Origin of the sequence: Rhodococcus sp. Leaf247 (assembly GCF_001426185.1) — a bacterium.
In the GTDB taxonomy this organism is placed as follows: Bacteria; Actinomycetota; Actinomycetes; order Mycobacteriales; family Mycobacteriaceae; genus Rhodococcoides.
Genome location: NZ_LMRP01000004.1, coordinates 448305 through 469133 on the forward strand (window position 1 = coordinate 448305; position 20829 = coordinate 469133).

The 20829-nt window shown below is 66.6% G+C and carries 21 protein-coding genes, 1 tRNA gene and 1 pseudogene; 15 read left to right on the top strand and 8 right to left on the bottom strand.

Going from position 1 to position 20829, the window contains the following annotated elements:
• The first annotated feature begins 82 nt into the window (after positions 1 to 82).
• The 3 genes from ASG64_RS20095 (at position 83) to ASG64_RS20105 (ending at position 3794) form a co-directional block, all read left to right on the top strand.
• Positions 83 to 778 (top strand): LON peptidase substrate-binding domain-containing protein, encoded by a 696-nt coding sequence (locus ASG64_RS20095; protein WP_056075882.1) that lies wholly within the window; start codon positions 83 to 85, stop codon positions 776 to 778.
• A 62-nt stretch (positions 779 to 840) separates the two neighbouring features.
• On the top strand, positions 841 to 2478 hold the full coding sequence (pgm, locus tag ASG64_RS20100) for a phosphoglucomutase (alpha-D-glucose-1,6-bisphosphate-dependent) (RefSeq protein ID WP_056075884.1): 1638 nt from the start codon (positions 841 to 843) through the stop codon (positions 2476 to 2478).
• Positions 2479 to 2549: 71 nt separating this feature from the next.
• Positions 2550 to 3794: an MFS transporter gene (locus tag ASG64_RS20105; protein WP_235579655.1), complete on the top strand. Its 1245-nt coding sequence runs from the start codon at positions 2550 to 2552 to the stop codon at positions 3792 to 3794.
• Here the strand turns inward: ASG64_RS20105 and ASG64_RS20110 are convergent.
• Positions 3735 to 4487 carry a VIT1/CCC1 transporter family protein gene (locus ASG64_RS20110; RefSeq protein ID WP_056076369.1) on the bottom strand — a complete coding sequence of 251 codons (753 nt, stop codon included), beginning with the start codon at positions 4485 to 4487 and terminating at the stop codon, positions 3735 to 3737. The genes ASG64_RS20105 and ASG64_RS20110 overlap by 60 nt on opposite strands.
• 123 nt (positions 4488 to 4610) lie before the next feature.
• On the opposite strand from ASG64_RS20110, the gene ASG64_RS20115 reads away from it, so the two are divergent.
• Together ASG64_RS20115 and ASG64_RS20120 are read left to right on the top strand one after the other, a co-directional pair.
• On the top strand, positions 4611 to 5402 hold the full coding sequence (locus tag ASG64_RS20115) for a DsbA family protein (RefSeq protein ID WP_042576532.1): 792 nt from the start codon (positions 4611 to 4613) through the stop codon (positions 5400 to 5402).
• Positions 5403 to 5496: 94 nt separating this feature from the next.
• A tRNA-Ala gene (locus ASG64_RS20120) sits at positions 5497 to 5569 on the top strand.
• Between the two features lie 87 nt (positions 5570 to 5656).
• Here ASG64_RS20120 and ASG64_RS20125 read toward each other — a convergent pair.
• Positions 5657 to 6034: a histone-like nucleoid-structuring protein Lsr2 gene (locus ASG64_RS20125; protein WP_056075887.1), complete on the bottom strand. Its 378-nt coding sequence runs from the start codon at positions 6032 to 6034 to the stop codon at positions 5657 to 5659.
• Between the two features lie 304 nt (positions 6035 to 6338).
• On the opposite strand from ASG64_RS20125, the pseudogene ASG64_RS20130 reads away from it, so the two are divergent.
• Together ASG64_RS20130 and ASG64_RS20135 are read left to right on the top strand one after the other, a co-directional pair.
• Positions 6339 to 7103, top strand: a pseudogene (locus ASG64_RS20130) (N-acetylmuramoyl-L-alanine amidase); the annotation flags it as partial.
• A 43-nt stretch (positions 7104 to 7146) separates the two neighbouring features.
• A complete protein-coding gene (locus ASG64_RS20135) occupies positions 7147 to 8175 on the top strand; it encodes a CobW family GTP-binding protein (RefSeq protein ID WP_056075889.1) in 1029 nt (342 codons plus the stop codon).
• Here the strand turns inward: ASG64_RS20135 and ASG64_RS20140 are convergent.
• The 3 genes from ASG64_RS20140 to ASG64_RS20150 are packed head-to-tail and all read right to left on the bottom strand — an operon-like array spanning position 8172 to position 10829.
• Complete coding sequence (locus ASG64_RS20140; RefSeq protein ID WP_042576462.1) at positions 8172 to 8585, bottom strand: molybdenum cofactor biosynthesis protein MoaE; 414 nt, start codon at positions 8583 to 8585, stop codon at positions 8172 to 8174. The two genes, ASG64_RS20135 and ASG64_RS20140, sit on opposite strands and share 4 nt — an antisense overlap.
• Entirely contained in the window at positions 8582 to 9610 is a 1029-nt protein-coding gene (gene moaCB / locus ASG64_RS20145) for a bifunctional molybdenum cofactor biosynthesis protein MoaC/MoaB (RefSeq protein ID WP_268793349.1), read from the bottom strand. The genes ASG64_RS20140 and moaCB overlap by 4 nt, the downstream gene beginning before the upstream one ends.
• Before the next feature lie 13 nt (positions 9611 to 9623).
• A complete protein-coding gene (locus ASG64_RS20150) occupies positions 9624 to 10829 on the bottom strand; it encodes a molybdopterin molybdotransferase MoeA (RefSeq protein ID WP_056076373.1) in 1206 nt (401 codons plus the stop codon).
• 66 nt (positions 10830 to 10895) lie between these two features.
• On the opposite strand from ASG64_RS20150, the gene moaA reads away from it, so the two are divergent.
• From moaA to ASG64_RS20165, 3 genes are read left to right on the top strand one after another with little or no spacing between them, the layout of a single operon-like run.
• A complete protein-coding gene (moaA, locus tag ASG64_RS20155; RefSeq protein ID WP_156388429.1) occupies positions 10896 to 11960 on the top strand; it encodes a GTP 3',8-cyclase MoaA in 1065 nt (354 codons plus the stop codon).
• A complete protein-coding gene (locus ASG64_RS20160) occupies positions 11953 to 12210 on the top strand; it encodes a MoaD/ThiS family protein (protein WP_056075895.1) in 258 nt (85 codons plus the stop codon). The genes moaA and ASG64_RS20160 overlap by 8 nt, the downstream gene beginning before the upstream one ends.
• A 3-nt stretch (positions 12211 to 12213) precedes the next feature.
• A complete protein-coding gene (locus tag ASG64_RS20165; RefSeq protein ID WP_056075897.1) occupies positions 12214 to 12984 on the top strand; it encodes a fructosamine kinase family protein in 771 nt (256 codons plus the stop codon).
• Between the two features lie 2 nt (positions 12985 to 12986).
• Here ASG64_RS20165 and ASG64_RS20170 read toward each other — a convergent pair whose 3' ends face one another.
• Positions 12987 to 13580 carry a TetR/AcrR family transcriptional regulator gene (locus ASG64_RS20170; protein WP_056075900.1) on the bottom strand — a complete coding sequence of 198 codons (594 nt, stop codon included), beginning with the start codon at positions 13578 to 13580 and terminating at the stop codon, positions 12987 to 12989.
• 85 nt (positions 13581 to 13665) lie between these two features.
• Here ASG64_RS20170 and ASG64_RS20175 point away from each other — a divergent pair, with 85 nt between their 5' ends.
• The 5 genes from ASG64_RS20175 to nrdF all read left to right on the top strand — a co-directional run bounded on the left by ASG64_RS20175 (position 13666) and on the right by nrdF (position 18916).
• Positions 13666 to 14226, top strand: coding sequence for an NAD(P)H-dependent oxidoreductase (locus ASG64_RS20175; protein WP_056075902.1), 561 nt, complete (start codon positions 13666 to 13668; stop codon positions 14224 to 14226).
• 384 nt (positions 14227 to 14610) lie between these two features.
• On the top strand, positions 14611 to 14853 hold the full coding sequence (locus ASG64_RS20180; protein WP_042576468.1) for a redoxin NrdH: 243 nt from the start codon (positions 14611 to 14613) through the stop codon (positions 14851 to 14853).
• A 117-nt stretch (positions 14854 to 14970) separates the two neighbouring features.
• Positions 14971 to 15408, top strand: coding sequence for a class Ib ribonucleoside-diphosphate reductase assembly flavoprotein NrdI (gene nrdI, locus ASG64_RS20185; protein ID WP_042576469.1), 438 nt, complete (start codon positions 14971 to 14973; stop codon positions 15406 to 15408).
• A 32-nt stretch (positions 15409 to 15440) separates the two neighbouring features.
• Positions 15441 to 17603, top strand: coding sequence for a class 1b ribonucleoside-diphosphate reductase subunit alpha (nrdE, locus tag ASG64_RS20190; protein WP_056075905.1), 2163 nt, complete (start codon positions 15441 to 15443; stop codon positions 17601 to 17603).
• Positions 17604 to 17908: 305 nt separating this feature from the next.
• The gene (gene nrdF, locus ASG64_RS20195) at positions 17909 to 18916 is read left to right on the top strand and encodes a class 1b ribonucleoside-diphosphate reductase subunit beta (RefSeq protein WP_056075908.1); all 1008 of its coding nucleotides are present in this window, start codon (positions 17909 to 17911) and stop codon (positions 18914 to 18916) included.
• Between the two features lie 243 nt (positions 18917 to 19159).
• Here nrdF and ASG64_RS20200 read toward each other — a convergent pair whose 3' ends face one another.
• Together ASG64_RS20200 and ASG64_RS20205 are read right to left on the bottom strand one after the other, a co-directional pair.
• The gene (locus ASG64_RS20200; protein WP_056075911.1) at positions 19160 to 19633 is read right to left on the bottom strand and encodes an NUDIX hydrolase; all 474 of its coding nucleotides are present in this window, start codon (positions 19631 to 19633) and stop codon (positions 19160 to 19162) included.
• Between the two features lie 21 nt (positions 19634 to 19654).
• Positions 19655 to 20725 carry an ABC transporter substrate-binding protein gene (locus ASG64_RS20205; protein ID WP_056076376.1) on the bottom strand — a complete coding sequence of 357 codons (1071 nt, stop codon included), beginning with the start codon at positions 20723 to 20725 and terminating at the stop codon, positions 19655 to 19657.
• Between the last annotated feature and the right edge of the window lie 104 nt (positions 20726 to 20829).

Genomic DNA, 20829 nt, shown 5'->3' on the forward strand with positions numbered 1-20829 from the left:
TACCCAGCGGAGGCCGTGTCGACACCGGAGACGGTGAGGCGGTTGCGAGCGTCACTCCCGGCCGTAGGTGCATGCTGGAGTCGTGGACAACGACGACGACACCCTCGACCGGCAACCGGACACGAGGCCGGACGACAGGTCGATCCTGCCGATGTTCCCGCTGGGCTCCGTCGTACTACCCGGAGACGACGTCCCGCTGCACGTGTTCGAACCGCGGTACCGCGCCATGGTGCAGCACTGCCTCGACACGGACTCGCACTTCGGGGTCGTCCTGATCGAGCGCGGCCACGAGGTGGGCGGAGGCGACGTCCGCGGCACCGCGGCAGTGTCCACGCGAATCGACCGAGCGCTGCCCACCCAGGACGGACGGTTCGTCCTCGAGTGCCGGGGCGTCGAGCGCATCCGTGTCGTCGAATGGCTGACCGACGATCCCTACCCTCGGGCTCGGGTCACCGCGTGGCCCGATGCGCCGGACACCGCGGAGAACAACGACGAGATCGTCGATCTGGTGCAGGAGCGGACCGAGCGCCTCTTCGACATTCTCACCGACATCGCCCGGGCGCGCGATCTTCCGACACCCGAGGTGCCACGCGTCGACGCCGGCGGGGGACGATCGACGGACGAACTGTGGGCGTTCGCGTCGTCGTTGCCCTTCGGCTCGTCCGATCGTTCGAAGATCCTCACCGCCGACACCGTCGGTCAGCGGCTCCGGGTGGTGGCCACGGCACTCGACGACGTCATCGCGATCGCCGAATTCTCCCGACTCCCGGACCTGTGATCGACGGCGCCCGTTAGGGTCGTTCACGACGGGGGTTCGCGATCTACACAGGAGGACCACAAGTGGCTCACGAGCGAGCGGGACAACGTGCGCAGGCGTCGGATCTGGTCGACCTGCCACATCTGGTGACGTCCTATTACACCGTGACGCCCGACGTCGACGACCCCGATCAGCAGGTGGTGTTCGGAACGTCGGGCCACCGCGGATCCAGCCTCGACGGCGCCTTCAACGAAGACCACATCATCGCCACGACGCAGGCCATCGTCGAGTACCGCGCGTCGCAGGGCACCACCGGCCCCCTGTTCCTGGGCAAGGACACCCACGCCCTGTCGGAGCCCGCATGGGTCACCGCGGTCGAGGTTCTCGCCGCCAACGACATCGTCGTTCTCGTCGACTCCGCCGGTCGCTACACGCCGACACCTGCCGTCAGCCATGCCATCCTGCGGCACAACGCCACCGGCCCGTCGGCGCTCGCGGACGGAATCGTCGTCACGCCGTCGCACAACCCCCCGCGCGACGGCGGTTTCAAGTACAACCCGCCGAACGGCGGGCCCGCCGACACCGACGCCACCTCGGTCATCGCCGCGCGAGCCAACGAGATCCTGCGCTCGGGAGTCGCGTCCGTGAAGCGGGTGTCCCTCGCTGCCGCACTCGCCGGAAGTGTGCAGAAATACGATTACCTGGGCACGTATGTCGACGACCTTCCGTCCGTCCTGGACATCGACGCGATCCGTTCCGCCGGCGTGCGTATCGGCGCCGACCCGTTGGGCGGTGCGAGCGTCGACTACTGGGGTGCGATCGCCGAGCGGCACCGTCTCGATCTGACGGTCGTCAACCCACTGGTCGACGCCACCTGGCGATTCATGACTCTCGACACCGACGGCAAGATCCGCATGGACTGCTCGTCGCCCAACGCGATGGCCTCGCTCATCGAGGCGCGCAACGACTTCGACGTCTCCACCGGAAACGACGCCGACGCCGACCGCCACGGCATCGTCACCCCCGACGGGTTGATGAATCCCAACCACTACCTCGCGGTGGCCATCGAATACCTGTTCTCGCACCGTTCCGGATGGCCGACCGCCGCCGCCGTCGGAAAGACGTTGGTCAGTTCGTCGATGATCGACCGGGTCGTGTCCTCGCTCGACCGCAGACTGCTCGAGGTCCCCGTCGGATTCAAATGGTTCGTGCCCGGTCTGATCTCCGGCGACATCGGGTTCGGCGGCGAGGAAAGTGCCGGCGCGTCCTTCCTGCGGAAGGACGGATCCGTCTGGACGACCGACAAGGACGGCATCATCCTCGCGCTGCTGGCCTCGGAGATCACGGCGGTGACGGGGTCGACGCCGTCGCAGCGGTACTCGTCCCTGACCGACCGCTTCGGCAACCCGGCCTACGCGCGTACCGATGCGCCCGCCGATCGTGAGCAGAAAGCGTTGCTGGCCAAGCTGTCCGCGGATCAGGTGACGGCCACGACGTTGGCGGGGGAGGAGATCACCGCGACCCTGACGTCCGCGCCCGGGAACGACGCCGCCCTCGGTGGGCTGAAGGTGACGACGGAGAACGCGTGGTTCGCCGCGCGCCCGTCGGGCACCGAGAACGTCTACAAGATCTACGCGGAGTCCTTCAAGGGAGCGGACCATCTGGCCGAGGTGCAGAGTGCGGCACGCGATCTCGTCTCGTCCGTCCTGTCCGGGACGTGACGGACTCGTCCGACCTCTCGAACGGCGGCCCTGCCCCGAAGAGTTCGGCGAAGGACGACCCGACGCGTGACATCTGGATTCTCGTCTCCGCCGCGTTCGTCATCGCTCTGGGGTTCGGCATCGTCGCGCCGGCCTTGCCGGGGTTCGCGCTGGACTTCGGCGTCGACGAGTTCGCCGTCACGGTCATCATCTCCGCCTTCGCGGCCACGAGATTGATCTTCGCCCCGGCCAGTGGGTCGCTCGTCCAGCGCATCGGTGAGCGCAGGGTCTACCTGACCGGGCTCGTCGTTGTCGCGGTATCGACGGGCTTGTGTGCGCTCGCTCAGACGTACTGGCAACTGCTGCTGTTCAGATCGCTCGGCGGCATCGGGTCGACCATGTTCACGGTGTCGGCGCTAGGTTTGCTCATCCGCATCGCCCCGCCGGACCGCCGCGGTCGCGTGTCCGGCATGTATGCGTCGAGCTTCCTCGCCGGAACGGTCCTGGGGCCGTTCGTGGGAGGGATCGTGCTCGGGATCGGCGGCCTCCGTGCACCGTTCGTGTTCTATGCGGTCACGCTCGTCGCCGCGGCTGCGGTCGTTGCCGTCGGCCTGCGCTCGCCGGCAGCCACCACGAGAGCCGACGAGGCCGCATCCGTCACGTTGCGCTTCGCCGACGCGCTCCGATCGTCGACGTACAGGTCGGCGCTGCTGTCGAACTTCGCCAACGGGTGGGCGGTCTTCGGCGTGCGGACAGCCATCGTTCCGTTGTTCGTGGTGTCGGCGCTGGGCCGCAGCGCGTCGATGGCCGCCATCGCCCTCGCGGTGTTCGCGGTCGGCAATGCGGTGGCCTTGGTGCCTGCGGGGCGCCTGTCCGATCGGCACGGCCGCAAGCCGTTCCTGGTCGCCGGCCTGCTGCTGTGCGGCGCGTCCACGGCGGCGATGGGTATCTCCGGGTCCACCGAGGTGTTCCTGGTCATCACGTTCGTCGCCGGCATCGGGTCCGGTCTGATCACGCCGACCCAGCAGGCGGCCGTCGCGGACCTCATCGGTAGCCGCGCCCGCGGCGGCCCGGTCCTCGCCGCCTTCCAGATGGCGATGGACGTCGGTTCGGTCATCGGGCCGCTGGTTGCCGGAGTCCTGGTGACGCACCTGTCCTACGGCGTGGCATTCGGCTCGTCCGGCGCGATCCTGCTGATCGCCGCGGTGGGGTGGATGGTCGTTCCGGACACCCGGTCGGGAGGCGGCCTGGCAGCCGTCTCGAGCGGTTCCGACGCGCTACGCGGTACCGACGCCGATGAGGGACCCGACGCCGTAGGTCGCCGCGACGGCGAGTGATCCGAACAGCAGTTGCCTCAGCGCACCGATCACCGTCGACCGTGAGGTGAAGTGAGCGGCGAGTGCTCCGGCGACCATCAATCCCACCGCTCCGCAGGCGAGTCCGAACGCGAGGACGTCCGATCCCAGCAGGAACGGGATCAGCGGGATGATCGCGCCGATCGAGAACAGCACGAACGAAGACCCCGCCGCGACCCACGGTGACGGCTTCTCCGTGGGATCGACGCCCAGTTCGCGGGAGATGTGCAGATCGACGGCGCGGTCGGAATCCGCATGGATCTCGCGGGCAGCCGTGGTGGCGGTCTCGGCGGACATGCCCATGTCGGTCAGCATGCCGACCAGCTCCGCCTGCTCCTCAGCGGGATACTTCGAGAGCGCGGCACGCTCGGTGTTCACCTCGGCATCGATCTGTTCGTTCTGGGTCGACACCGACGTGAACTCACCGAGAGCCATCGAGAATGCGCCCGCGACGAGTCCGGCGATTCCGCTCAGGACGAGCGTGTGAGTGGTGACGCCGGCCCCACCGACACCCGCGATGAGCGAGGTGTTGGTGACCAGTCCGTCCATGGCGCCGAACGTCGCGGCGCGCAGCCATCCGCCGGAGACGTCGGCGTGCGTGTGATCGAACTCGTGTGGCGGCAGAGTCGATTCCCCGGCCGGTGAGGTGACGGCCTGCGGGTCGTGGGGGTCAATGTGGGTCACCGGGCGAATGTACGGCGAAGTCGAGTTCTCTACCAGCAAGCATTGGCAAACCTGACCGTGTTGCGGACCGGGTTTCTCAGGCCGTTGTCAGTCGACCGTGACACAGTGTTCTCCGTGAATGCCTCCACGCCGTCGTCACCGAAATCGCCGAAGTCGTCGGGATCCGCGAGAACGACCAAGTCGTCGAAATACACGCCGCAGAAGTCGTCGAGCACGTCGACCTATGTCCTGGGTGGTCTCGCGCTCCTCGTCATCGCGGCCGTCGTCATCGGCGGCGTTCTGTGGCAGAACTCGCGCAGCGCACCTCGGGCCGACGGATACGGTTCCGTGCAGAACACTGCGGTCACCACCTCGGTCGATCCCTCGGGCGTCGTCACCCTGGGTGCGCCCGGCGCGAGCCGCACGGTCGACATCTTCGAGGACGCGATGTGCCCCTACTGCGCGGAGCTCGAGAACACCTACGGCCAGGAACTAGCTCAGAAGATCGACGACGGGACAGTCGCCGTCCGGTACCACATGCTCGACTTCCTCAACCGCCTCTCGCCCAGCGGTGACTACAGCACCCGCGCGGTAGCCGCCTCGCAGTGCATCGCGGCCACGGGTGACGGTCCGGCCTTCTCCGCGTTCCACTCGAACCTGTTCTCACCCGAGTTCCAGCCGGAGGAGAACGGCAGCGCCGACCACACCAACGCCGAGCTGGCGACTGCGGCGGGAGATGCGGGCGCATCCGACGAGGCCGTGCAATGCATCACCGACGGTGCCGGGGTAGCAACCGCGGCAACGAATGCCGAGGCGGGCAGCGCCGCTCTCGCCGCTGCCGGTGCGCAGGGCACGCCCACGGTCATCGTCGACGGTGCGATCGTCGACACCACCACGGACACAGGGTGGGTGGCCGATCTGGGCTGAACCGGATTTGGACCTCGCAATGGCGATGGTGTAACTTCGGTCGAGCGTTCTTCGGGCGGTACGGAAGCACTTTCCGGACCACACGGAGATGCACGGGGCTATGGCGCAGCTGGTAGCGCACCACACTGGCAGTGTGGGGGTCAGGGGTTCGAGTCCCCTTAGCTCCACCGGAAGAACAAGCTCCACCGAACAACGAGATTCACCGACATACGACGAAGCCCCATGATCTTCCGATCATGGGGCTTCGTCGTGTCTCAGTGACTGGCGTCGTACGCCTTCTGCACCTCGGACGGGATGCGTCCGCGCGCTGCGAGGTCGTATCCGGCGCCGAGGGCCCATTCGCGCACGGCCTTGGTCTCCTCGGCGCTGCGACGTCCCACAGCGGTCGACTGTCGTCGAGTCGAGGAGTTGCTGCGAGTCGAACCGCCGGACCGGGTCGAGGAACTCCCCGACACCTTCGCCGCATGGTCCACGTAGTAACCCACCGTGCGGCGGAATTCCGCAGCATTGACCGGCCCGAGATCTATTTCGTACGTCTGTCCGTCGACGGCGAACGTGATGTGTTCGCCGTCCTCGTCGATAGGGGTGCTGTCGATGTCGTCGACCAGGTGAACAACGACCTTCTTTGCCATGTCGTCCGCTTTCGTTGTATTCGTATTCCTGAAACGCGCTGCGACGGACATTACCGTCGGTCAGGGACCGAGTAATAGTCGGGTGCGCTTTGTTGCCGTCATTTTCCGTAACCGGTGGATCCATTGTCGAATTCTGCTGTCACCGTCCGGCCGAGCATGGTAATCGGTCACGATGCGGTCACGGTCGCCTCTCGATGGAAGTACGGACAGTCAATTCTTCCGAGCCATTCTTCATGTTGTGGGAGGTTTTCGTCGGGCGCGTGCGCGCTCGGCGTGGAATGGGGGACGTGTGCGGGTCAGGACAATGTTCGAGCGCAGCTCGCTGACGACGTCGGCGGTCGTTCTCGCATTCGCGGTATCAGGCACCGCTGCAGCCACTCCCATAGCAGCGGAGCCGCTCGCCGGGACAGTGGTCTTCCTGGACCCCGGTCACCAGGGGAGCTCCGCCGGCGAAAACCTCTCACGTCAGGTAGACGACGGGCGGGGAGGAACGAAGGACTGCCAGACCACCGGCATGACGGCTCTGGGCGGCACCCCTGAACACACCATCGTCTGGAACGTCACGCAGCTGGTGAAATCGAGTCTGGAGAGCCTGGGTGCGACCGTCGTCCTCAGCCGTCCCGACGACGACGGGTGGGGTGGCTGCATCACCGACCGGGCGGCCGCTGCCAGTGCGTCCGGGGCAGCCGTCGCCGTGAGTATCCACGCGGACTCGACCTCGACGGCGGGCACGCCCGACTCGGCCGATCACGGTTTCCACATCATCGTTCCGACACTTCCGGTTCCGTCCTCGGAGGTGAACTCGGTGCAGTCCGGTGCGGGGCGGGTCGCGTCGACAGCAATGCGCGATTCTTATCTGCGGGAGGGTTTCACGCCCTCGAACTATGCGGGAGTCGACGGCATCCAGGAACGATCCGATATCGCCGCGCCTGCACTGACCACGGTGCCGGTCGTGTTCGTCGAGATGGGGAACGGCTCCGACCCCGGTGATGCGGCGATTCTGGAAAGCGCGGACGGACAGTTGTCCCACGCCATCGCGATCGGCGCCGGAATCATCGACTTCGTTCTGCACGACGAGTGACGCACAGCGGGCCTCACGTACCCTGTTCGGCGTGCCACGCAACGCAGTTCCGGTCGTCCTGGTGGCCGGGTATCTGGGGTCCGGAAAGACGACCCTGCTCAATCACATCCTGCGGCGCAACGACGGACTCCGCATAGGCGTCGTGGTCAACGATTTCGGTGCGGTGGACATCGACTCGATGTTGGTGGCCGGCCAGGTCGACTCCGTCGTCACGCTGGGAAACGGTTGCCTGTGTTGCGCCGTGGACACCGACGATCTCGACGACATGTTCGGCGCTCTCACCGCCACGAGTGGACTTGTCGACGCCATCGTCGTCGAGGCCAGCGGTATCGCCGAACCACGAGCGTTGATCAAGATGGTGCTGGCCAGTGCGGATGCGCGGATCCGCTACGGCGGACTGGTCATGGTGGTCGACGCGCTGTCCCTGCCCGAGACGGCGGCGGCCAATCCGCACCTCGACCAGCACCTCGCGATGGCCGACCTCGTCGTCGTCAACAAGGCCGACTCGGTCGACAAGTCCACGCTCGACGCGGTTCTGGCCGAGGTGCATCGGGCCGCACCCACGGCGCCGAGGGTGGTGACGTCCAGGGGAGCAGTGGATGTCCGGCTACTCCTGGATCCGCCGGAACGCCAGGACGACGGGCCGCGCCAACTGACGCTCGACGACCTCCTCCGGGAGGACGACGATCACCACGACCACTTGCACACCGAGTATCAGACGGTCAGTGTCGAGACGACCGAAAACCTCGATCCGAGAGCATTGATCGACTTCCTGGAGAATCCGCCACCGGGGCTGTACCGCTGTAAAGGGTTTGCCCGATTCGGTCGAGGTGCTGCTCGGTTCCTGGTGCAGACGGTCGGAGTGCACATCGAGATCGAGACGGCGTCGCCACGCGGTGGGACGGCGCTGGTGTTCATCGGGTCAGGCTTGGACGTGGAGGACACCAGGCGACGGGTCGGTTCCATGATCCAGACGGAGAGCGCGACGGACGCCGAGTTGCTGGCGGTCCATCGCTTCGTCCGCCGGTCGACGGATGACGTTGCGGCAGAACGGGATTAGAGTCCGACCCACTCGCTGGTGCCTTCCGGGAACTGCTGACGCTTCCAGATCGGTACCTCTGTCTTGATGCGGTCGACGAGGGTCTGCAGGGCGGCGAAGGCTTCGGCGCGATGCGGTGACGCCACGGCGGCGACGAGTGCCGTGTCCCCGATCGTCAGATCGCCCACGCGATGAATTGCCGCCGTGGGCAGCCCCGAGGCCGCCGCGGCGTCCTCGCAGCATCGCCGCAGGAACTTCTCGGCATCGGGGTGGGCGCGATATTCCAGGGCGGAGACGGACTTGTCGTGGTCGTGATCGCGGACCACACCCCAGAACACCAGTACCGCACCGTGAGTGGGCCCGGCGACCGCGTCGGACACGGTGGCGGGATCGATCGGATCGCTCGAGATGCGAGCAAGGATCTCGGTCATTCGTGTGCTCCTCCGCCTCGGACCTGTGCGACGAAATGATCGAGGAGCGGATCCAGAACTCCCAGGCCGTCTTTCACCCCTCCGGGCGATCCCGGCAGGTTCGCCACGACGCTCCGCCCGGCGACCCCGACCAGGCCGCGGCTCAGTGATGCGTGCACCGTCGCCTCGAGGCCTGCGCGCCGGATCTGCTCCGCGACCCCGGGGAGTTCGCGGTCGAGCACTGCCCTGGTGGCCTCGGGAGTTGCGTCGGTCGGCGAAACACCGGTGCCGCCCGTGGTGATCACCAGTGCGGGACCGTCCGTCAGCGCGTCCCGCAGCCCGGCGGCGATGTCGGCGTCCGCGACCACCAGCGGTCCACGGACGTCGTATCCACGCTCGTCGAGCCATGCCGCGATACGGGGTCCGGTGGTGTCCTCGCGCGTTCCGGCGGCGCTTCCGGTCGAGGCGACGACGACGACGGCGGTGCGATCTCCGAGGGGAGCTCGAGCAGGCGCGGGCGTCGGTGTCGCCGAGTCCCGTGTCCACACACCGCGCTTTCCGCCTTCCTTGCGGACCAACCGGACGGACTCGATCGACGCGGCCGGATCGACGGCCTTGACCATGTCGTGCAGTGTCAGGCCGGCGATCGACACGGCCGTCAACGCTTCCATCTCCACACCGGTGCGTCCGGTCGTGACGGCCGTCGCCTCGATGGAGATGGAGTCCTCACCGAACTCGAACGACACGGCGACCGACGACAACGGGAGGGGATGGCACAAGGGAATGAGCTCGGATGTCCGCTTCGCTCCCGAGATGGCGGCGATGCGGGCGGTGGCGAGGACGTCGGCCTTGGGCATCCCGTCCGCGCGGACCAGACGGATCACGTCCGCAGTGGTCCGCAGCAGTCCCGCGGCGACCGCGACGCGTCGGGTCTCGGCCTTGTCGCTGACATCGACCATGCGGGCGCGCCCGTCGGAATCGAGGTGCGAGAGGGCGCCGCCGGGCTGTTCCTGGTCAGGACTCGTCTGCGGGGTGGTCTCGTTCACGGAGATCAGCCTGTCACAACGGCAGGACGCGCACGGTGTTGCCGGCGGGGATCCGGACCGTGTCCGCCGGGACGTCGACGAGGACGTCCGCTGCCGCCATCGAGACCACCAGGTGCGAACCGGGCCCGGACGTCACGGCCACGCCGGTGTCGGTCAGGCGGCCGCGGAGAAATTGTCGACGGCCGGGGATGGACACGATCTCGGCGTCGGCGACGTGGTCGGACGGCGCCGAGACGGGCAGCCCGGTCAGTCGACGTATCACCGGCCGGGCGAAGACGAGGTACGACACGACAGTGCTGACCGGGTTGCCGGGAAAGCTGATGACCGGTGTGCCGTCCAGGTCGGTCCATCCCTGCGGACCACCCGGCTGCATCGCGACGTGGGTGAACGTGCCGCCGAGCGGCCCCAGCACGTCCCGTACCACCTCGAAGTCGCCCATCGAGACTCCGCCGGACGTGAAGACCACGTCCGCGGATGCGGCGGCCTCGGTCAGCATCTCGCGGAACTCCTGCGCGTTGTCGGTCGAGCGCCCGCGGAAGGTGACCTCGGCGCCGTCGGCCGCCGCGTAGGCCGCGAGGGTGAGGCCGTTCGAGTCGTACAACTGGCCCGGCGCCAGTTCGCGGCCGGCCTCGACGAGTTCGGCGCCCGTCGCGATGACGGACACACGCAGCCGTGGAGCCACCTCGACGTCGGCCCATCCGACCGCGGTCAGCGCCCCGAGATGTCGGGGCCGCAGGGTCGTCCCCGCCGCGACGACGACGGATCCTTCCCGGATGTCGCTTCCTTGTTCCCGGACGAACTCACCCGCGCTGCGGCCGGCGAGAATGCGCACGCCGTCGTCGTGGATCTCGGTGTCCTCGACGGGAACGACCGCATCGGCCCCGTCCGGGACGGGCGCGCCGGTCATGATCTTGCGGGCGGTGCCGTGTCGATGAGACTGTCCGCCGTCGTCGCCGGCCGCGGTGGTGCCGGTGACGGGGAGGATCACGGGAACGCTCGCGACGGACGCCGCGTCGACGGCGTACCCGTCCATCTGCGAGTTCCGGAAGTTGGGTACGTCGATCCGTGCAGGCACGTCGACGTGGGTGACACGGCCCGACGCGGACTCGAGGGAGATGCGTTCGGGTGACCGCGCCTGGAAGGAACGCGTGATCATCCGGTCGACGTGCTCGGTGTGTTCCTCGACCGAACGGTTGCCCGTTCCGTGCCTGTGCGCCATGGCGACCATCCTAGGGATCTGCGGACAGGCATACTGGACGTACAGGGATCTGCGGAGGTGGTGCGAGTGACGGCGGTAAGTATGGGAATCCCCAGCCTGCCGGGCGTGAGCCGCCCGCCGTCCATGGCCGGGCGTCCGGACGTGCCGCACCTGCTCGACAGCTTCGGCCGCATCGCCCGCGATCTCCGGATCTCCGTCACCGAGAAGTGTTCGCTGCGGTGCACCTACTGCATGCCGGCGGAAGGTTTGCCGAACCTCGAGTTCGAGCAACTCCTCACCGCCGAGGAGATCGCTCGACTCGTCGGTGTCGCCGATCGACTGCTCGGCGTGCGGGAAGTCCGTTTCACCGGGGGAGAACCCCTGGTGCGCAAGGACATCGTCGACATCATCGAACGGACCGCCGCGAGCGCCCCGACCGTGGAGTTGTCGATGACCACCAACGGCATCGGCCTCGATCGACGCGCCGAACGGTTGAAGTCCGCGGGTCTGAGCCGCGTGAACATCTCCCTCGACACCGTCGACCGTGCCCATTTCGCCTCGTTGACACGCCGCGACCGGCTGCCCGCCGTGCTGGCGGGAGTCGACGCCGCGCTCACAGCCGGCTTCGCCCCGGTCAAGATCAACGCGGTGTTGATGCGTGAAACGTTGCACGGCGCACTGGATCTGGTGCAGTGGTGTCTCGACCGCGGAGTGGATCTCCGGTTCATCGAGCAGATGCCGCTCGACGCGGACCGTGAGTGGGCACGCTCGACGATGGTGTCCGCAGCCGAGCTGCTCGACGTCCTCGGTGAGCGGTTCACGCTCGTCGGTGTCGGGCGTGACGACGCGTCGTCGCCTGCCGAGGAGTGGACGGTCGACGGTGGTCCCGCCACGGTCGGCATCATCGCTTCGGTCACCAGGTCGTTCTGCGCCGACTGCGACCGCACCCGACTCACGGCGGAGGGCACGGTGCGTTCGTGCCTGTTCAGCGACGCCGAGACGGATCTGCGCGTCGCTCTGCGCGGCGGCGCGAACGACGAGGAGATCGCGCAGCTCTGGCGCGGTGCCATGTGGAACAAGTGGGCCGGTCACGGCATGGAGCGCGAGGACTTCGTGCCACCCGAGCGGTCGATGGGAGCCATCGGTGGCTGACGTCGGAACCGTCGAGGTGCGCTATTTCGCGGGTGCGGCCGATGCCGCCGGAACGGACCTCGAGTCCTACCAGCTCCGATCAGGGGCGACAGTCGCTGACGTCAAGGGCGCCCTGCGCGAACGGCACGGGACCGCGTTGGACCGCGTGCTCTCCGTCGCGGTCTTCCTGATCGGCGACGAGATGGTGCGTGACGACGCGTACCCGGTCGGTCACCGTGTGGACGTGTTGCCACCTTTCGCCGGCGGATAACGCGTGAGCACGGACGGGCAGACCTTCGTCAAGACGCGTCACGACGCCCATGCCGATTTCTTCGCCGCCGAGGCCGCGGGGCTGCGGTGGCTCGCCGCCGGGGGAGCGCACACCGTCCGTGTCCTCGACGTGGGCGCCGCGCACATCACTCTGGAACGCCTGCAGACCTCTCGTCCGTCTGCTGCGGCGGCACGAGAGTTCGGTGGCCGGCTCGCGCGACTGCACGACAGTGGCGCGCGGAGCTTCGGGTGTGCGCCCGAGGGATTCGAGGGCACGATCTTCATCGGAGCCCGCGAGATGTCCTCCACCGAGTACGACGCGTGGGGGCAGTTCTACGCGGCGGAGCGAGTGCTGCCGTTCCTGAGGGTGGCGGTCGACGCGGGCACGGTCACGGCCGACGAGTGCGTCGTCGTCGAACGGGCCTGCGAGGTGATCGCGTCGGGAGCTCTGGACGACGGCGACCCTCCGTCACGTCTGCACGGCGATCTGTGGAACGGCAACGTCGTGTGGACCGCGGACGGAGTCGTGCTGATCGATCCCGCCGCGCACGGAGGACACCGTGACACGGATCTCGCGATGCTGGAGTTGTTCGGCTGCCCGTACCTCGACGACGTGATCGCCGGGTACGGCGAGACACACCCGCTCGTCGACGGATGGCGCCAGCGCGTTCCGGCCCATCAACTCCACCCGTTGGCGGTTCATGCGGCCGGACACGGTCGCGGATACGGCGTGGGCCTCGTCGAGGCGGCGGAGCGCACCCTTCGTCTGGCGTGACCTCAGGTCACGATGCGTCGAGCAAGGTCTTCCCAGCCGTCGGCCAGTCGCGCGGCGCTCATGCCGACGTCGCGGATCTGGTGCAGCACGAGCGTCGCCTCGAGCTGAGCGAGAAGTGCATAGGCCAGAAGTGGAATGTCGCCCTCGACCCCGGCCTGGCGGAGCAGCGTCGTCACGTGGGTGAGGCCGACGGCGTGGGCGGGGGCAGCGAACCGGGACACTGCCGAGTTCTCCGCGGCGCGCAGAACCTCGCCCTGTACCTCGACCAGGTCGAGACGGGCTCGTCCGTAGGCGATCAGGCGGTCGATCGGGGGAGCGCCGGGGCCCAGAGGCGGAGGTCCGAACATGAAGGACTGTTGGAGCTCGCGCTCGGTGTGGTCGAGCAGGGCCAGCATCAGACCTGCGCGACTTCCGAAGCGTCGGAACACGGTGCCCTTGCCGACGCCGGCGCGGGTCGCGACGGCGTCCATGGTCAGGGCATCCGCCCCCCGCTCGTCGACCAGCCCCACCGCGGCGTCGAGAAGCAGCCGGCGGTTGCGAGCGGCGTCGCAGCGCTCGGTGTCGTCGGCTGCCAACGGCAGAGGGGCGCGGGTCACACCTCCACGATACCTTCTCTCGGAAGAAACTGGACTACGGTCCGGTTGTACGTCACGAACGTCCGTCATCGAAAGGGATCCACTCATGAGCCGCGTCATCGCACTCGTCGGCAGCCTCCGCGCCGCCTCCATCACCCGCCGACTCGCCGAGACCGCATCGACCGTCGCACCCGAGGGCGTCGAGGTCGTCATCCACGAGGGTCTCGCCGATCTCCCCTTCTACAACGAGGACCTCGACACCCCCGAGAAGCTCGCCGATCTCGGTGCCGTCACCGCACTGCGTGAGGCCGTCGCCGGAGCGGACGCACTGCTGCTGCTGACGCCCGAGTACAACGGCACTATCCCCGCCGTCCTGAAGAACGCGATCGACTGGCTCTCGCGGCCGTACGGCGCCGGCGCCATCTCGGGTAAGCCGACTGCTGTCATCAGCTCGTCGCCGAGTGCCAACGCCGGCCGTTGGGCCAAGGAGGACACCGCCAAGGCCGCCGGTATCGCGGGCGCATCCGTGCTCGACGACGTCGACCTGGCCATCGGTGGGATCGTGGCCGCGATCGACGGCGCACACCCACGTGAGAACTCACAGATCGCCTCGGACATCGCCGATGTGGTGACAGCACTCACGGGCACGGCTCTGGTCGACGCCTGACTACACCTCGCGACGCGCCCGGGAGGGCGCGACACGCCGTCGATTCTCGGTTGCGACCAGGTAATTCCACGAGTGTCATTACAAAGTGTGGTGTTGCCTTGCGCTGTCGGACACTAGGTGTAGTGTCTTGAACACCGAGAGGCCACAACGGCTCGAGGCCCGCGCCACCCCGATTTTCCATCGTGGAGGCGCGGGTCGAGCCTGGTTTACCGGTCAGCTTCCGGGTGGTGTGCACGTCAGGTTCAGCGGGGATCCAGTCCACGTTCCTGCAGTGCGATGTCACCGCGGAGAGGGCGACGTCAGGACGACAGCGAGCGCGCCCGGGTCGTGAGTACTTCTCACGGTCGGGACACACGACGCACGCGATGTAGGAGAAGAGGGACCATGAGCGCCACCACCGTCACCGTTTACACCAAGCCGGCCTGCGTGCAGTGCAAGGCGACGTACCGCGCACTCGACAAAGAGGGCATCGAGTACGACGTCATCGACATCTCGATGGACCCCGAGGCGCGTGACTACGTCATGGCCCTCGGTTACCTGCAGGCGCCCGTCGTCGTCGCCGGCGACGATCACTGGTCCGGCTTCCGCCCCGACCGCATCAAGACCCTCGTCACCGCTGCTGCCTGAAGCGCTCCGGCCGCCCCGCTCGACGGGGACGGTCACGGTGAGTCCCCGACTCACCTCTGACGCGCGGCGTCGCGCCGCACGAGTCGTCCACAGTCAGTCGTCACCGAAGGTGGAGCAATGTCCGAGTCGCTGGTCTACTTCTCGAGTGTCTCGGAGAACACCCACCGATTCGTCGAGAAGCTCGATCTTCCGGCGACGCGCATTCCCCTTCGATACCCGCGTGACGGCATCACGATCGACCGTCCCTACGTCCTGGTGCTCCCCACGTACGGCGGCGGCGCGACCGCTACCGGTCGGGACACCGGCTACGTACCCAAGCCGGTCGTCAAATTCCTGAACGACGTTCACAACCGATCGCTCATCCGCGCCGTCATCGCGGGAGGGAACACCAACTTCGGTGACACCTACTGCTTCGCCGGCGACGTCGTGTCGAGCAAATGTCACGTCCCGTTCCTCTATCGCTTCGAAGTGATGGGGACGGCGTACGACGTGGAGCGGGTCCGAGAGGGCCTCGCAGAATTCTGGGCGCGTCTCGACGCGCCCTGCACCATCTGAACCCGAACATTCCCGATCTCAGGAGTACGCACATGGCACCGACCATCACCGACTCGTCGCCGGCCGTGTCGCGACACGAGGATGCCGAGCTCGACTACCACGCTCTCAACGCAATGCTCAATCTGTACGGGCCCAACGGTGAGATCCAGTTCGAGAAGGACCGTGAGGCGGCGCGCGCGTACTTCCTGCAGCACGTCAACCAGAACACCGTCTTCTTCCACAACCTGGACGAGAAGCTGGACTACCTCGTCGAGGAGAACTACTACGAGGCAGAGGTTCTCGACCAGTACTCCCGGTCGTTCGTCAAGGGCCTGATCGAGCACGCGTACTCGAAGAAGTTCCGCTTCCCGACGTTCCTGGGAGCGTTCAAGTACTACACCTCCTACACCCTGAAGACGTTCGACGGTAAGCGATACCTGGAGCGCTTCGAGGATCGTGTGTGCATGGTCGCGCTGACGTTGGCAGCCGGCAACGAGGTTCTCGCGACCGATCTGGTCGACGAGATCATCGCCGGTCGCTTCCAGCCCGCCACCCCGACATTCCTGAACTCCGGTAAGAAGCAGCGCGGCGAGCCCGTGTCCTGCTTCCTGCTGCGCATCGAGGACAACATGGAGTCCATCGGTCGCTCCATCAACTCGGCCCTGCAGCTCTCCAAGCGCGGCGGCGGAGTTGCCCTGCTGCTCAGCAACATCCGTGAGTCCGGTGCTCCGATCAAGCGCATCGAGAACCAGTCCTCCGGCGTCATCCCCATCATGAAGCTGCTCGAGGACTCCTTCTCCTACGCCAATCAGCTCGGCGCTCGCCAGGGTGCGGGGGCCGTGTACCTGCACGCCCACCACCCCGACGTCTACAAGTTCCTCGACACCAAGCGCGAGAACGCCGACGAGAAAATCCGCATCAAGACGCTGTCCCTCGGCATCGTGATCCCCGACATCACGTTCGAGCTGGCGAAGAAGAACGAGGACATGTACCTCTTCTCGCCGTACGACGTCGAGCGCATCTACGGCGTGCCCTTCGCCGACATCAACGTCTCCGAGAAGTACCACGAGATGGTCGACGACAAGCGCATCCGCAAGACCAAGATCAAGGCGCGCGAGTTCTTCCAGACCCTCGCGGAACTGCAGTTCGAGTCCGGCTACCCGTACATCATGTTCGAGGACACCGTGAATCGCGCCAACCCGGTGGCCGGCAAGATCACGCACTCCAACCTGTGCTCGGAGATCCTGCAGGTGTCCACGCCGTCGACGTTCAACGAAGATCTGTCGTACAGCCATGTGGGCAAGGACATCTCGTGCAACCTGGGCTCGCTGAACATCGCCAAGACGATGGACTCGCCCGACTTCGCCCAGACCATCGAGGTCGCCATCCGCGGATTGACCGCGGTGTCCGATCAGACGCACATCTACTCCGTGCCGTCGATCGAGCAGGGCAACAACACCTCCCACGCCATCGGCCTCGGCCAGATGAATCTGCACGGCTACCTTGCCCGTGAGCGCATCTACTACGGCAGCGACGAGGGCATCGACTTCACCGACATCTACTTCTACACGGTGCTGTTCCACGCTCTGCGTGCGTCGAACCGGCTCGCTATCGAGCGCGGCACCTACTTCGGTGGGTTCCCCGAGTCCAAGTACGCGTCCGGTGAATTCTTCGACAAGTACACCGACCAGGTGTGGGAGCCGAAGAGTGACCGTGTCCGGGAACTGTTCTCCACGAGCGGCATTCACATCCCGACGCAGGAAGACTGGATCGAGTTGAAGGCGTCCGTGCAGAAGCACGGCATCTACAACCAGAACCTCCAGGCCGTCCCGCCGACCGGGTCGATCTCCTACATCAATTACTCCACCAGCTCCATCCACCCGGTGGCGTCGAAGATCGAGATCCGTAAGGAAGGCAAGATCGGCCGCGTCTACTACCCGGCGCCGTACCTGACCAACGACAACCTGGAGTACTACCAGGACGCGTACGAGATCGGGTACGAGAAGATCATCGACACCTACGCCGCGGCGACGCAGCACGTCGACCAGGGCCTGTCCCTCACCCTGTTCTTCAAGGACACCGCCAGCACCCGCGACATCAACAAGGCGCAGATCTACGCATGGCGTAAGGGCATCAAGACGCTGTACTACATCCGTCTGCGTCAGATGGCCCTCGAGGGGACCGAGGTGGAGGGTTGCGTCAGCTGCATGTTGTGACCCCGGGCAACACCGAGGAACACCTGAAGGGATCCATCAGGCACCGCGTGTAGCGCGGTGTCGGGCGGCGACGGAGCGACGGCTCCGTCGCCGCTTTTGTTGTGTCAGAACAGTTTTCGGTTCTTCGGCCGACGGAAATAAGTCGCTTCATTCCGGCGAGCCGGTTCTCATCGATGGGGACTTGGTCTAAACTCGTACTGGTGTGAGGGTGCGATTTACGCTACCCGGGCCATCGTCCGCACATCCGGAGTATTCGTCCGGACGGCAGTGGCAGGCCTACACGGAAACTCGAGAGACGGGACCGCATGACCATTGCGAATGCTGCTAGCAGCCCTGCGGGCGTTGCGCGCCCGAAACTCATCGATCGCGTCTCCGCGATCAACTGGAACCGCGTCGTAGACGAGAAGGATTCCGAGGTCTGGGATCGGCTCACCAGCAACTTCTGGCTGCCCGAGAAGGTGCCGATCTCCAACGACATCCCGTCCTGGGAGACGCTGACCGAGGTCGAGAAGCAGCTGACCATGCGTGTCTTCACGGGGTTGACGCTGCTCGACACGATTCAGGGCACCGTCGGCGCCGTGTCACTGATCCCGGACGCCATCACTCCGCACGAGGAGGCGGTGTACACCAACATCTCGTTCATGGAGTCGGTGCACGCCAAGTCCTACTCGTCGATCTTCTCGACACTGTGCTCCACTCGCGACATCGACGACGCGTTCCGCTGGTCCGAGGAGAACGCGAACCTGCAGCGCAAGGCGTCCATCGTCATGGACTACTACAAGGGCGACGACCCGCTCAAGCGCAAGGTGGCCTCCACCCTGCTCGAGTCGTTCCTCTTCTACTCCGGCTTCTACCTGCCGATGTACTGGTCCTCGCGGGCCAAGCTCACCAACACGGCCGACCTCGTTCGTCTGATCATCCGCGACGAAGCCGTGCACGGGTACTACATCGGCTACAAGTACCAGCGCGGACTCGAGACCCGTTCGCCGGCCGAGCGCGAAGAGCTGAAGAACTACACGTTCGACCTGCTCTTCGAGCTGTACGAGAACGAGACCGAGTACACGCAGGACCTGTACGACGAGGTCGGTCTGACCGAGGACGTCAAGAAGTTCCTGCGCTACAACGCCAACAAGGCTCTGATGAACCTCGGTTACGAAGGCTTGTTCCCCAAGGACGAGTGCGACGTCAACCCGGCCATCCTGTCGGCACTCTCACCCAACGCCGACGAGAACCACGACTTCTTCTCCGGCTCGGGCAGCTCGTACGTCATCGGCAAGGCAGTCACCACCGAAGACGACGACTGGGACTTCTGACCCACGTCACCCTCAGGGCACCATCCGCACCGCGGGTGGTGCCCTGAGTTGTGTTCGTGCATGCACGGGCAGGTGTGGAGCCGCGCCTTCCCGCAACGGTTGTAGCAACCTGCAACGGTTGTAGCCGTTGCAGGTTGCTACAACCGTTGCGGGAATCCCGGTGGCCGCGCAGACCTGCACACAGAACGCGTCGGCAGGGCCGGATGTGTCCTGGCGGCACAGGTTGTGTGCAGTCGGCGCCACCTACCGCCGGAACCAGGCCTCCGGACCGTGGTCGAGAGCTTTGGCGATGCGGAGCGCAGAGGTGTCGGTGATGTCCGCGGGCAGCGCATCACGGGCGAACCACTGCACGTCGAGGTTCTCGTCGTCGGACACTCGCGCGTCACCACTGACGTACCGGGCGAGGAAGCAGATGTCGACGTACTGGGCGCGGTCACCGTTGGGATAGACGATCGGCTCGGTGACGTCGACACTCGTCAACCGCACGAGCTCGGCGGTGACACCTGTCTCCTCGGCGATCTCGCGGAGCGCGGCAGGCCCGGGTTCCTCGCCGGGTTCGAGCACACCGGACACCACAGCCCAGAGGCCGTTGTCCGTGCGACGGGTCAGCAGCAGCCTGTCGTCGGCGTCGAGGACGACTGCGCTGACACCGGCGAGCCAGAGCGGGTCGTGGCCGATCGCGGTGCGCAGGGTCGTGATGAATTCGGGAATCGGCACCCGGAGGACGCTACCGAGGTGTCAGACGTAGCCGTTGAGCGAGTTCGAGATGTCGGTGAGAACGGCTCCGGCAGCCACGAGACCGTCGCCGGACCACACGGTGTCGTCGACGCTGAACACTCGGCTGTCGGTGACGGCGCCGAGGTCCTTCCAGGCGTCGGACTCCATGACGGACGTGCCGTGTTCCAGGCCGTCCTGTCCGTCGAACAACACGTAGATGAGGTCGCCCTCGGCGTCGGACGGATCGTCCGCGGAGAGTGGCCGCGTCGCACCCTGCTGAGGCCCGGGTCGACGGACGCCGGCCTGCGCCAGCACCTGGCCCGCGAAACTGTCGTCTCCGAGGAGCTGTGCGTCACCGGCGCCGAACCGCACGACCGATGCTTCGGTGATGGACGAGTTCTGCCGACGGCCGACGTCCTCGGCGCGTGCTCGGTACTGCTCGGTCGCTCGGGTGGCGGCATCGCGACGGCCCATCGCCGCGGCGGCCAGGGTCGAACGCTCCAGCCACGACGAGGATGCACGCGTCAGCACGGTGGGGGCGATGCCGTCGAGCTGAGCGGTCACGGACGGGTCGAGGGAGTCGGCGCCGATGATGACGTCCGGAGAGAGCGCGCGGATCGCGTCGAGGTCCGGGCTGCCCTCGGGGCCGACGCCGGGGATCTCGGCGATGCCGGTGCCGAGGTAGTCGGGCCGCAGCAGGGCGGACGGGGGAGCGGTGGGCGCGAGGGGAGCGGTCGGTGCGCCGACGACGCGCTCCCACATTCCGACGGCGCACGAGGAGTCGAGAGCGGTCATGGACAGCACCACGATGCGCTGCGGGTCGGCCGGGACCGTGGTGGATCTGCCACCGGCGACGACCAAGCGAGAATCGCCCTGCTGACCGAGAGTGTCCACGGGCTGTTCGGGGGCGCACAGACCAACCGTGTCGCGCTCGATACCCACGACGCCGGCTCCCGCGACGTTGGTGGTGGTGCGCACGATGGTGGACGCATCGTCGCTGGACGTGTCTCCGCAGGCGGCCAGGAAGAGGACTGTGGGAACGGTCGCGAGGGCGACTGCTGTCCGGCTGAGACGACGAGAACGATCCGACATGGCGACGACCCTACGCACCCTCTCGAGCACTGCCGGAACGGACACTCGGGCGGAAGTACGACACAGAGTAGGACCAGTGCCACGGTTGGTCCTGCAGGGGGTTA